The organism is Aquimarina mycalae (genome assembly GCF_029906345.1).
In the GTDB taxonomy this organism is placed as follows: domain Bacteria; phylum Bacteroidota; class Bacteroidia; order Flavobacteriales; family Flavobacteriaceae; genus Aquimarina.
In genome coordinates, this window is sequence record NZ_JARYGY010000007.1 from 136,860 (window position 1) to 149,884 (window position 13,025).

The following is a 13,025-nucleotide window of genomic DNA, read 5'->3' on the forward strand; positions in this document are numbered from 1 at the left end:
AAATTGAACAGTATGATTCGTAAAACAGTGGCTGGAGTTGTGGAGGCTACAGAAGGAGTAAAAGATAATATGACCTTTATGCTTGGAGGTTTTGGACTTTGTGGAATTCCAGAAAATGCGATTGCGGCATTGGTAAAGAAAAACATTAAAGGATTGACCTGTATTTCTAATAATGCTGGGGTTGATGATTTTGGACTTGGACTTTTATTACAGCAAAAACAAATAAAAAAGATGATCTCTTCTTATGTTGGAGAAAATGAAGAGTTCGAACGCCAAATGTTAAGTGGTGAACTGGATGTAGAACTGATACCTCAAGGAACATTGGCAGAAAGATGTCGTGCGGCGCAAGGAGGCTTTCCTGCGTTTTATACACCAGCTGGTTATGGTACCGAGGTAGCCGAAGGAAAAGAAACAAGAGAGTTTAATGGTAAAATGTATATACTTGAATCAGCTTTTAAGGCAGATTTTGCATTTGTAAAAGCATGGAAAGGTGATGAAGCTGGAAATCTAATTTTTAAAGGGACTGCAAGAAATTTTAATCCTTGCATGTGCGGAGCGGCAAAAATTACCGTTGCAGAAGTAGAAGAACTTGTTCCAGCTGGAAGTTTGAATCCAGATCATATACATATTCCTGGAATTTTTGTACAAAGAATTTTTCAAGGAGAGAAATATGAGAAGAGAATTGAACAACGAACGGTACAGAAAAAAGGATAATAGAATTAATATACAATACTTTTAAAACTTAAATCACATAAATCATGGCAGTATTACGATTAGGGGATGAAGCACCAAACTTCAATGCGCAGACTACTGAAGGACAAATCAATTTTCATAATTGGCTGGGAGATAGCTGGGGGATTTTGTTTTCGCATCCAGCAGATTATACACCAGTATGCACTACAGAACTGGGAACTGTCGCCAAATATACAGATGAGTTTAATAAACGTAATGTAAAGGTAGCTGCATTGAGCGTTGATGGATTAGAATCGCATCATGGTTGGGTTAAAGACATTAACGAAACGCAGAATACTACAGTTAATTTTCCAATTATTGCTGATGAGGATAGGAAGGTGTCTGAATTATATGATATGATTCACCCTAAAGCAGATAGCCAATTAACGGTACGCTCTGTTTTTGTGATTGCACCAGATAAAACAATAAAATTAACGATTACGTATCCTGCCTCGACAGGGCGTAATTTTGATGAATTATTGAGAGTTGTGGATTCATTACAATTAACTGCTTATCATAAGGTAGCTACACCAGCCAATTGGAATCAGGGAGATGATTGCGTAATAGTACCGTCTGTAAGCAATGATGATATACCTGAATTGTTTCCCAAAGGACATAAAGAAATTAAACCTTACTTACGGATGACTCCGCAGCCTAATTAGAGATAATTAAATAGAAAATTTGAATGAAATTAGAATATACCTGTTCAGGATGTAAGAAACAAAATAAGTATACGCCTGTAGTAGCAACAAGAGGGGATTTACAAATGAAGGTAGGTGATGAGGTGAATGTAAATTGCGGTCATTGTGGGAAACAGGATAAAAAACATATTAATAGAATTGATGGGGTTGTAGACAATAAAATAATTCTTATAGCTATAGTAGCTAGTGTTATTGTTACTATTGTTTTATGGAATTTTTATGGAGCGATTGGTTCAATTACTGGAGTTATACCCGCTTTTGTGTGGATGTATGAAACTAAAGCGGCAAACAATTTTAATTCATATAAAATTAGAAGAAGATAATTATGCTTGATAAAAATGGAATAGCAAGACGTATAGCAAAAGAGCTTAGAGATGGATATTTTGTGAACTTAGGAATTGGTATCCCAACCTTAGTAGCAAATTATATCCCACAAGGAATAGAGGTAGAGTTTCAGAGTGAGAATGGGGTTTTAGGTATGGGACCATTTCCATTCGAAGGAGAAGAAGATGCTGATATAATCAATGCTGGTAAGCAAACGATTACTACGATGCCTGGTGCTTCTTTTTTCGATTCTGCCACTAGTTTTAATATGATTAGAGGACAACATGTAGATTTAACTATCCTTGGTGCTATGGAGGTTTCTGAAAATGGGGATATAGCGAATTGGAAAATCCCAGGAAAAATGGTAAAAGGAATGGGAGGAGCAATGGATCTTGTAGCTAGCGCAGAGAATATTATAGTGGCGATGATGCATACTAATAGGGCAGGAGCGTCTAAACTGCTTAGAAAATGTTCTTTGCCATTGACAGGAGTTAATTGTGTAAAGAAGGTGGTGACGAATATGGCGGTGCTGGAAGTTACAAATGAAGGATTTAAATTATTGGAAAGAGCTCCTGGAGTAAGTGTGGAAGATATTCAAAAAGCTACAGAAGGAATGCTTATTATAGACGGAAATATACCAGAAATGATTTTAGATTAGTAGATCAAATACTATGTGGTGTTAAACGGTTATTAAATAGAATACTACGAATAATAAACCAGAAAAGAATCCGTTAATTAATTATGCACTTCAAGATCATTAGTTTTGAAGGAAAAATATTACATAAATTGTACGTTTTTCACTTACTTAAACCTTTGGTTTAACCTATAAAATGGCACAAAACAATATTGAATGTTAAAATTTTGTGTTTTTTGTCGATTTTTAATAGCACTTAAACGTTTTTTTGGATTATTTTTCGCATATTAGCAATCCCTATGAGAATAACAGTATTTAATTGTATTCTTTTTTGAAAAATATTTAATTAATTTTTAACCTCACACATTTGCCCTATTATGAAAAAGCGTATAAATCGTCTACAGAAATCAGTTAAGCCTACAATCGAATTGATTTCTAACTGTATGTATTTAGCAAAAAAAGTATTTTTGTTTTAACAAAAACAATAATTTTTGTTATGTGATTTTTTGTTGTTAATTAATCGCAACCTCCCCAAGTCGCGATGAATAAAACCTGTTAGTCTATTGAGCTTAACAGGTTTTTTTTATGTACAAAAACCAACGACGATTGTAGTAACAACAGGGAATTATTATAATAAAGATGGTTTTTAGATGGATATATCGAAGATCATAATATTACTATGAATTTGTGCTATACTCATACAACATAAGATCTTCATCGTCATTCGGTATATTGATGATTTTGATAAATGTAAATTCTAATTTTTCTAAAAGTTTTTGAGAGGATTTATTCGCTGGTATTGTGATTGCGCTAATTTTTTGAATGCCAAACTCGCTAATACCTACTTCTTTTATTTTTAGAGCACTTTCATAAGCATATCCCTTTCCTTCAAAATCTGGTAAAAAAGCAAAACCAATATCCACGCCTTCAATACCTTCTCTGTCATAGAGACCACAGCATCCTAGTTTTTTATTGTCTAATTTTCGGATTACTGTATAATTAGAGTACCCTAATCGCTCAAGTTGAGGTGTCATTTTTTCTGCAATATAATTCTTAGCTTCAGCAATGGATTTTACGTTTCTATCACCAATATTTTGTATCCATTTTGGGGTATTAAGTAGTTCCAAATAAAAGGATGCATCAGCAAGTGTAGCAGGTTTTAATATAAGCCTTTCTGTTTCTAAATGTCCCATAATTAAAACTATTGGTTTAGTGTAATACAAGTATACAAAAAACCCCAAAACAACAATGTTTCAGGGTTTTTTTTTAATAAAAATTAAGGTTATCTATCTGTAATTTTTATTCTATTATAAAACGAGCAGTTTGTGCATTTACTTTTAACATATATACTCCAGCTTCTAACTGTTGAACATTTATGGTTTTAGAGAATGTACCTTCGCTAACAATTTGTCCTAACGTATTATAGATTTGGTATCCTTGATTTGCTGAGTTTCCAGCTTGTACATTAAGGATAGCTCCTCTTAACGGATTAGGGTATACTAATAATACATTTGTAGGAGGTCCTAAAAGATCATCAGAAGTTGTGCTAAGAGCAGTAGTAGTCCCACAAGCTCCAAGATTTGTCCATCCTGTAGTGGTTCTCTCATATAGATTACCTTGGTACGTAACTCTATCTCCAGCTTGATAAGATTGAGAACTACTCCATTCTGAAACTCCTTCACAAATATCTGTAGATCCACCACCAGCACTATCTGTCAATGATACATTATCTATAGCGATATCTGCTTGCCAGGTAGAACCTGTAATTCTGTTAAATCGTAATTGAACTCCACCACCAACATAAGCAGAAAGATCTATACTAGCATTTAACCAAGAGTTTCCTTTGTTACCTGTTTCACTCCATAAGCTTGTCCAGGTAGCACCGTTATCATCGCTTGCTTCAACAGCAATACTTCCCATATTAGTTGATCCATACATATGGTAACTAAAGGAGAAACTTGCTTCTGTTAGACCAGATAGGTCAAAACAAGGTGAATTTAATATTGCTTGTTTGTTAGGATATCCAGTTCCGTTACCCGAAGCTTCTACGTAAATATAATATGAACCTTGAGTGGCAGAAGATGGTCCAGTTCCACTAGAAGGTGTTCCATTAGCATCTACAGACCAGTTAATATCATCAGCAGTAGATTGTGTCCAAGATCCTAGTGTATTCTCAAATCCTTGATTGTAAGGGAAAGAAGAAATACCTGATGTACATCCTCCACCTGTAGATCCTCCAGTTGTCGTCACATTAACAGTGTTACTAAATGCGGATTCATTACCAGCAGCATCTTTTGCTTTTACACTAAACTGGTATGCAGTATCTGCAGTTAATCCAGTGATGTTAGTTGAGGTACTTGTCACTTCTCCTAGATTAGTACTTCCTTGATATACATCATAAGCGGTTACACCCACATTATCGGTAGCTGCATTCCAAGATAAGGTCAATGTAGTTTCTTCTACATTAGATGCAGTTAATCCTGTTGGTGCTGTTGGTGCTTGTGTATCTGGCGGAGTTGCAGTAGTTACATTAGCAGTATTACTAAATCCTGATTCATTACCAGCAGCATCTTTTGCTTTTACTCTGAATTGGTATGCAGTACTTGCTGTAAGTCCTGTAATATTAGTAGTAGTTCCTGTAACTTCCCCTAGATTAGTATTTCCTTGGTATACATCATATGCAGTTACACCTACGTTATCTGTAGCAGCGTTCCAGGATAAGGTTAATGTAGTTTCTGCTACATTAGATGCAGTCAATCCTGCAGGAGCCGTTGGTGCTTGAGTATCAGCAGTGGCACCTCCAATTGTTACAGTATAATCTTCTACTTCTCCATACTGAAAAGATTCACAAGAAGTAGGTACTCCATTATATTTCATAGAAACACGCATTCTTGTGTTTCCACTAGCAGCATTAGATGGTACCGTAAAGCTACCACTAACTGGTGTAGTTTGTGTTGCAGATTGTGTCCATACTTGTTCTCCAGAATCAAATGTGCCGTTTTGGTTATAATCAATCCACACACTATACCCTTCGCTATACACTGTACCTGTCCAAGTTGGTGTTACAGTGATCGTATACGAACTTCCTTTTGCAATAGATGTAGAAATAGAAGTGAAATCTGTGTAACCTCCGCTTCCAGCACCAGAAGCATTATTAATCGTTCCTAGTTGTACATTACCAATATATTCATCAGCAACACTGTTACCATTAGACGCACAATAGTTTAATTGTATTTCGGTAGTGGTAAAAGTTGTTGATGCACTATATGAAGAAGTTGATCCATCAGAACATATACTTCGTACTTGTGCTTCATAAGAAGTTGTCGCAGATAATCCAGAAATTACATAAGAAGTTCCACCAGCTGATTGAGTTGTCCAGCCAGAAGTACCTGTTTGACGATATCTTACGTCAAAAGATGCTCCAGGAACAGCAGTCCAGTTTATTGTAGCTGTATCAGAACCTATATTAGAAGATCCAACACCAGCAGGTACAGTTGCATTACAAACTACAGGTGTACCAGTAAGACCCGTTACTACAAGAGAGAAATTTTGACTTCCTCCTACTAATGATCCTTTATTGGTAACAGTAATGGTATATGAACCAGAGGCATTAGCTACATCAACTCTTTCATATGGATCAACGGTGTTATCACCGGTTCCATTAGTTGTTATTCCTGTTAATCTGTAAGGACTGTAAGTTGTAGAGTTCTTAGTAACTCTAATGTCTAAATCATTTACTAATACAGCAGTATTTGAGTTGGTTGCTGTTACAGCTGTACCTGCACGATCTGTCCAGGAGATAGAAGCCATTAAAGGATTAGTTCCATCAGAATCTACTGTGATAGAGTACGTTTGACCACTATTTAATGTAAGCTCCTCTATTTTAGCTTCATTTCCATTTGCAGAAATAGCTTCTGCAGCAGCTTTGGTGTTCATTAATCCCCATCCATACACAGCATCAGGTCCAGAAGGTCCAGCATCATCTGCTGTATGAAGTGCTATCCCTTTTAGGGTAGCAGCTCTCATAAAACTTCCGTTTAAGTTGTTATAATGTTGTTGTAATAATAATAAGGAACCTGTTACATTTGGCGAAGCCATAGATGTTCCAGTAATACTATTATATGCAGTATCACTATTATCAAAAGTAGAATAAACACTAGTACCATTACCTGTGATATCTGGCTTAATTCTGAAATCATCAGTTGGTCCTTCGCTACTAGAATTATTAATAGAAACACTTATTAAAGTTCCGTTTGCGTTTACATTTGCATCCTGAGCATTAGCAACTACTATATTATTTTTAGAGGTTGAATGCCCTGTCAATTTATCATAAGAAGAATTTCCATTTAATGGTTGAGCATTAGAACTATTATCATTTCCATCGTTTCCAGCTGCTACTACCATAAGATAATATGGTGCATTAAACATGATTTCATCCCAAGTTCTGGATTCATCTATATATGCTCCAAAATATTGATCTGGAACTTGACTTGCTCTAAAACCATACGAATGATTAGAAAGAAGCATTCCGTTTGAAGCAGCTGTGGTAGCTTCTGATGCATCGTTGTTCCAATCATTTGTTCTTGCTTTTGCCTGAGGCGCCATACCTTTTGCATTAGCTTGAACTCCTGATGCTACAATAGTCCCTGTTACGTGTTGAGCATGAAAACTGTTTCCGTTAAGTCCAGTAACACCATCGTTAATTGAAACCCTATTATTTCCACCAGCACCATCAAATTCTTGGTGAGTAGTTCTTGTAGGCCCACCATCCCATACATAAGCAGTCATGTTTTGACCATCCAGGTTTAATCCAAGTGATCCTCCAATGTTAAGATGATTAGCTCTAGTGGACCTAGCCGCAGATACATTACTAGTAGCATAGTAGATAGGACTACCATCGTTTGCTAACCTTTGCAGTTCTGCAAAACTTCCATCTTCCATGGTAAGTTGTACTTGCCATCCATTCTTTTGAGCGGCTTGTATAGCCTCTTTTTTTTGAATACTAGCTTTTTCTTGTAAATCGGATTTCAGTTGGCTAAGTTTAGTAATATTACTTTTTGATCTGATTTCTGATTTGGCTTTTTCAGATTGTGCAAATAAGCCCGTAGAAAGTAAAAACATAGTAGAAAAAACTAAAATGTGTAGTTTTTTCAACCTTTTTGGTATAAAACCAAACTCCCCAGTAAGGTTTATGTAACTTTTTTTCATTTTTATTGAGTTTGAGTTAGCTGTAATTTAGTTTCCTTGATAATTCGATAAGGAAACAGCCAAAACTCTTAAAATATTCCTAATAAAAAAAAGATTTTCGATGAAGGGATTAAAAATGGCTACACAAAACCTTAACATTGACTTAACATTTGTTCAAATCTCCGTGTTTGTGCGAAAAAAACTACAAAATATGGTAAAAACGTTATTTAATCTCTCCTATTTCTGTAAGAACGCTACGGTTTTTTGTTCGTTATAATAGGTGTCTCCAAAAAGATAAAACCCTACATGTCCCCCAAAATCAGGGGTTTCTAGGAATAAATTTGAATTTTCTTTAGCTTCTTCAATTGGATAACAAGCATCTCCTAGAAAAGAATCATTCTTTGCATTAATAATTAGTGTAGGTGTTTTAATTTCCTTTAAAAACTGCTTACTACTGCATTTCTTATAATAATCTAAAGCATCAATATAGCCATGCGCTTTACTCGTATATAAATCATCGATATCTATCAAGGATTTGCAAGCTTTAATATCAGATATACTGATTTTATCAGGAAAAGCATGTTGTCTTTCAAGTAATTTTTGCTTTAAACTTCTAATAAATCGTTGTTGATAGATAAAGTTACTTGGTTTATTAATTGCACATAACGAGTCATAAAGATCACAAGGTACAGAAACTGCCACAGCAGATTTTACTTGTAAAGGAGTTTTTCTTTCTCCTAGATATTTCAGCGTTATATTTCCTCCAAGACTAAATCCACAAATAGAAATTGAGCCGTAATCTTTTGTAATTATGTAATCTACTATTGAACTTAAATCGTCACTAACTCCAGCATTATAAGACCTATATAGCCGATTAACTTCCCCACTACAATTGCGAAGATTAATTGCTGCAACATCCCAGTTATTTAAGTTTAGATTTTTGGCAAGCCCCATAATATATTGGCGTTGAGCATTGCCTTCTAATCCATGAATTAAAATTGCTACTCGTTGTCCAGACTTCAATTTAGAAGTATAGCTCCAGTCTATATCTATAAAATCTCCGTCATCTAGCTCTACCCGTTCTCTTGTTTGATCAACACCTGTTACTTTTCTGATTAAGTTTGGGTATATGGTCGAGAGGTGACCATTTCTGAAAAAATAAGGAGGATTATAATTTGATTCTGTTATTGGCATTAATAGAGTATATTATCTTTTGGTTTTTCCTTTTCAGGAAGGTTTTTTTCATCCAGCATATCTCTTAGATCTATTTCGATTGTTTTACACAATGCGGTCATAGGTACATCGTTAATCCTTCCTTCAAATGGGTCTTCACTATTACTACCAACTTTTTCCATAGTAGTAAATATCCAGGATACCAATACAGATAACGGAATCATTAAAAAAATAAACCATGGTTTTAGATGGTGTGTCATATCACTTAGCTCATTTTCAAATACATTGAGTAACCCAAAAGGTAATAATAGTACAAAAATCCAAGTAAAAACTGTACTGAAGTAAGCATATTGTCTAGGGAAAGGAGTGTTTTTAATTCGTTCACACTTTCCCTGAAGATTATATAATTCTTCTAATACTCCGTGAAGCAGTTGTTTGTCGAATTCTGTAATTTTTTTTTCGTTCAATAATTTTTTGAGGTGTAATCCTTGATTTTTCACTAAATGAGTTGCAGCATTTTTTCTTTGTAACAAGTCATTATATTCTTCTGGTGAAACAAAATGCTTGGTGGCATCACAAGCTGGATTACGCTCTGCATGTTTATTAAAAAGACGTTCTACAGAAGGGTTTTCTTTAATAGAAAAAGAAGTAGGTTGTCTTAGTTGAATTCGTAATGCATTAATCCATGCAATATGTCTATAAATAAGTGTTTTTTTCGTTTCTAGATCATCATCTACCAAACACAATACTTGGTTTGCCCAAGTTCTACTGTAATTAACAATGCCTCCCCATATTTTCCTACCTTCCCAAAACCTATCGTAGCTTTGGCTATTTTTAAAACCAATATAAAAGGCTACCGCAATACCGATAACGGTCAACGGTTGAAAAGGTATATCAATGAATTGTAAATCTAAAAAATGGTATAAAGAAAAGATACTTGCCGTATAAATTGTAAAAAAAAGTAAATTTCTCCAAGCAAAGCGAAGAATAAGTCCCCAGCCAATATTACGTTTTATATACATAAGTTAATTTTGCTCTAAAATAAGAAGACCCCACAGTTTTTCAAAACCTGTAAGATTTTATTTTAGCTATCACTAAGACCTTAAACATATGTAGTCTTGTTTAGGAGCTTGTTTTTATGTATTGCATATGGTATGATATTTTAATACGTATTTATTATGCAGGCATAACAAGTGTTTTGTATTTTTGAAGATTAATAATCAATAGCTATGTATTTAAAAGAATTTGAGATCAGGTGGAATGATATTGATGCGAATCGTCATTTAGCGAATAAGGCTTATATTGAGTATGCTGCGCATACTCGTATGTCGTTTTTAACAGAAAAAGGATTTGATCAGAGATTATTGGGAAAGTTTAATATTGGACCAGTAGTATTTTATGAGCATATCTACTATTTCAAAGAGGTGTTTTATGGAAGACCAGTTCGAGTATCTTTAGAGATTTCTGGTTTAAGTGAGGATGGTAAGTTCTTTGAATTTAGACACCATTATTACGATCACAAAGGACGAAATTTTGCACAATGTGAAATGATGGGAGCTTGGATGGATTTAGCTACTCGTAAGTTGATTCCACTACCAGAAGAGATGCAAACGTTTTTAGATAAGGTAGAGCGTCCTTCAAACTTTAGGATTCTTATTAAGGAAGATACTAGGAGGTTTGCAAAAACACCAGTAGACTTAGGATAAAGCTTTAGGTTTTTTAGTAACTAAATACACTCCTAAAAAGACCAACATAGCTGACATAATTTTTACTAAATTTAATGAATCTGCCCCCATTGCCATAGCGAAACTTATTGCTAAAAGTGGTTGGAGATAAATAAACGCACCAATTGTTGAAGCTTTTAAGGTTCTTAATGCAAATACATTTAATAAATAGGTAAAGAAAGTAGTTCCTACTACAACAAAAATCATTTTCCATATTACATCATAGGGTAGAGAAGTCCATTGAACTTCGCTAAATTCTGAAATGGTAATTGGAAAATTGATAATAACACCTATCAGAAAAAACCATTTCATTAATGTAAATGCGTGGTATTTTGCTGTTAATGGTTTTACCAACACCAAGTATATAGCATAAGATGCAGCGTTGATAATAAACAATATATTACCCAAAGGAATATTAGGGGCATCTTGTCTTACTTCTGCACCAAAAAGAATTAATCCTAATGCTCCTGCAAAACCAAGTAAAATACCAATAGTTCTTAAAAAAGTGATTTTTTCACTTAAAAAAATAGCAGATAAAATGAATACTAATATAGGTGAGATAGTAATCATTACCGAACTGTTAATAGGCGTGGAGAGTTGTAGCCCTTTAAAAAACATTAACATATTAATTACCATACCAAAAATAGCACAGCCAAATATCCTAAGCCAATCACCACGTTCTATTTTTTGCTTGGGAGCCCAAATTGATGCAATCCAAAAAAGAATTGCAGCTCCTATAACTCTAAGAAGTATAAAGCCAAAAGGTTTGATGTAAGTAGGCATTACTCCTTTTGCTAATGTATGATTAATAGCATAAATCAAACTTGCACCAAATGCAGCAAGTAAGGCTGCCGTTCTTCTATCCATTAATAGCGATATTTGCAGTTTCCACTACTTTTTTACTGTTACCTATAAATATTTGATTATTAAATAGTATTACTGGGCGTTTTAGAAAGGTATAATGTTCTAGGATTAAGTTTTTATAATCGTCTTCTGCGAGCTGCTGGTTTTTTAAATCACGTTCTTTATAAAGTCTTGCTCTTTTACTAAAAAGAGATTCATAGCTCCCAGCTAGTGTATGCATTTCTTTAATTTGCGCTAATGTAATAGGTTCTGCCTTAATATCTTGTAAAACAAAGTCCGAAGATGGGTTCAACTCTTTTAAAATTCTTTTGCAGGTATCACAAGTGGATAGATGGTATATTTTTTTCACAGTTGATAATTTAAAATGTCAAAATCAGCACAAAGGAAATTCATTTCACGATTAAAACTTATATTTTTGGCTAAAAATTAAGAATCCTATGCAAAATCCAATAGAAATTACACGTGTTAATCGAAAAGCACTAGAAAAAATGTTAGAACAATATTCTTTAGAACAATTGAACTTTGTGCCTGAAGGGTTTACTAATAATTTGATTTGGAATATTGCTCATGTTGTGGTTACACAACAGTTGTTGGTATATAAATTGAGTGGATTGGACATGATGATTGATGATGAAATGGTGCATAAATATCGCAAAGGAACAAAAACAGAAGGGCCAGTTACTCAGGATGAAATAGAAAAGGTTAAGAAATTGCTTTTTTCTACATTAGACCAGACCGAAAAAGATCTTACATCTGCTGTTTTTAAAGAATTTCAAGAGTACCCTACAAGTACTGGATATGTTCTTAAATCCGTAGAAGATGCAATCAATTTTAATAACTTCCATGAAGGGATTCATTTAGGTTATATTCTTGCACTTAGAAAATCGTTATAAAATATTAATTGCAAAATATTTTGTCACCTCTTCCTTATTCAGTTTTAGTTCAATAGGACCTTCTGCATATGAACTGATCTCGTATTGGTTATACAATAAAATTACGTGAGTATTAGTGAGTCCGATATTAGCAGGAAGTACAAACATGTCATTTTCGAAAAAGAAGCCAGTACTATTGATGGAGGCATTCTCTGAAATTTTATGTGCTTTTCTAAACATCATTTCGGCAAAACTCGAAAACTCATTAATATCCTTAAATAAGGAGTTGTGATTTATAGTTTTACCTGTTTTTAGGTCTAGATTAAGGTAGGTGGCGTTTCCACTTCCATGAGCTCCTCCAGTATAGATATATGAATCTATAAATACAGAGAGTATAGTTGTGTTTTGAAAACTGATTTCGCAATTTATACTAGCTTCATAGGGAACAATTTCTTCAGGAAATTCTTTCTTCATTTCCTGATATTCTATATTGAAACTTTGAAGAGCTTTTTCTATACTATGATAGTTTTTAGGGGCTTCTTCAAGATATAAAGCAGAACATGCAGTTTTTTCGATTTCAAAATTAATGTTGTTAGAAATTTCGTTTTCCTGAATAGATTCTAAAAGAAAAATTTCTGTAATTGCACAATCTACAGTATCACAATCAAAAAAATCCTGAATAGCAATTGTTCGTTTTTGAAAAGTAAAAGATTCCTTAGTCTCACAACTAGATATACTCACAAAAATTCCTAAGAAAAGCAAGAGTTTTATATTGGTGTTAGGTTTTCTGTTAATCATCTACTAAAGGTATTCA

General features: G+C 34.1%; 13 protein-coding genes. 6 read left to right on the plus strand and 7 right to left on the minus strand.

From position 1 onward, the window contains the following. Positions 1 to 12: 12 nt before the first annotated feature. From QBK95_RS17075 to QBK95_RS17090, 4 genes are read left to right on the plus strand one after another with little or no spacing between them, the layout of a single operon-like run. On the plus strand, positions 13 to 714 hold the full coding sequence (locus QBK95_RS17075; protein WP_280935766.1) for a CoA transferase subunit A: 702 nt from the start codon (positions 13 to 15) through the stop codon (positions 712 to 714). A 44-nt stretch (positions 715 to 758) separates the two neighbouring features. Further along, complete coding sequence (locus QBK95_RS17080) at positions 759 to 1,394, plus strand: peroxiredoxin (protein WP_280935767.1); 636 nt, start codon at positions 759 to 761, stop codon at positions 1,392 to 1,394. A 23-nt stretch (positions 1,395 to 1,417) separates the two neighbouring features. Continuing rightward, a complete protein-coding gene (locus tag QBK95_RS17085; RefSeq protein ID WP_280935768.1) occupies positions 1,418 to 1,756 on the plus strand; it encodes a hypothetical protein in 339 nt (112 codons plus the stop codon). A gap of 2 nt (positions 1,757 to 1,758) precedes the next feature. Further along, the gene (locus QBK95_RS17090) at positions 1,759 to 2,415 is read left to right on the plus strand and encodes a CoA transferase subunit B (protein WP_280935769.1); all 657 of its coding nucleotides are present in this window, start codon (positions 1,759 to 1,761) and stop codon (positions 2,413 to 2,415) included. A gap of 653 nt (positions 2,416 to 3,068) precedes the next feature. Here the strand turns inward: QBK95_RS17090 and QBK95_RS17095 are convergent. From QBK95_RS17095 to QBK95_RS17110, 4 genes are all read right to left on the minus strand, one after another. After that, positions 3,069 to 3,584 (minus strand): GNAT family N-acetyltransferase, encoded by a 516-nt coding sequence (locus QBK95_RS17095; RefSeq protein WP_280935770.1) that lies wholly within the window; start codon positions 3,582 to 3,584, stop codon positions 3,069 to 3,071. 106 nt (positions 3,585 to 3,690) lie between these two features. Beyond that, positions 3,691 to 7,599 carry a fibronectin type III domain-containing protein gene (locus QBK95_RS17100; RefSeq protein WP_280935771.1) on the minus strand — a complete coding sequence of 1,303 codons (3,909 nt, stop codon included), beginning with the start codon at positions 7,597 to 7,599 and terminating at the stop codon, positions 3,691 to 3,693. Between the two features lie 216 nt (positions 7,600 to 7,815). Beyond that, complete coding sequence (locus QBK95_RS17105) at positions 7,816 to 8,772, minus strand: YheT family hydrolase (RefSeq protein ID WP_280935772.1); 957 nt, start codon at positions 8,770 to 8,772, stop codon at positions 7,816 to 7,818. Then, complete coding sequence (locus QBK95_RS17110) at positions 8,772 to 9,773, minus strand: bestrophin family protein (RefSeq protein WP_280935773.1); 1,002 nt, start codon at positions 9,771 to 9,773, stop codon at positions 8,772 to 8,774. The genes QBK95_RS17105 and QBK95_RS17110 overlap by 1 nt, the downstream gene beginning before the upstream one ends. A 207-nt stretch (positions 9,774 to 9,980) precedes the next feature. Between QBK95_RS17110 and QBK95_RS17115 the strand changes: the two genes are divergently transcribed. Next, positions 9,981 to 10,457, plus strand: a complete 477-nt coding sequence (locus QBK95_RS17115) for an acyl-CoA thioesterase (RefSeq protein WP_280935774.1) — start codon at positions 9,981 to 9,983, stop codon at positions 10,455 to 10,457. Here the strand turns inward: QBK95_RS17115 and QBK95_RS17120 are convergent. Then, positions 10,449 to 11,342 carry a DMT family transporter gene (locus QBK95_RS17120; RefSeq protein ID WP_280935775.1) on the minus strand — a complete coding sequence of 298 codons (894 nt, stop codon included), beginning with the start codon at positions 11,340 to 11,342 and terminating at the stop codon, positions 10,449 to 10,451. The genes QBK95_RS17115 and QBK95_RS17120 overlap by 9 nt on opposite strands. After that, entirely contained in the window at positions 11,335 to 11,688 is a 354-nt protein-coding gene (locus QBK95_RS17125; protein WP_280935776.1) for an arsenate reductase family protein, read from the minus strand. The genes QBK95_RS17120 and QBK95_RS17125 overlap by 8 nt, the downstream gene beginning before the upstream one ends. 88 nt (positions 11,689 to 11,776) lie before the next feature. Between QBK95_RS17125 and QBK95_RS17130 the strand changes: the two genes are divergently transcribed. Further along, positions 11,777 to 12,232, plus strand: coding sequence for a DinB family protein (locus QBK95_RS17130; protein ID WP_280935777.1), 456 nt, complete (start codon positions 11,777 to 11,779; stop codon positions 12,230 to 12,232). Here the strand turns inward: QBK95_RS17130 and QBK95_RS17135 are convergent. Next, positions 12,227 to 13,009, minus strand: a complete 783-nt coding sequence (locus QBK95_RS17135; protein WP_280935778.1) for a DUF3298 and DUF4163 domain-containing protein — start codon at positions 13,007 to 13,009, stop codon at positions 12,227 to 12,229. The two genes, QBK95_RS17130 and QBK95_RS17135, sit on opposite strands and share 6 nt — an antisense overlap. Positions 13,010 to 13,025 lie beyond the last annotated feature (16 nt).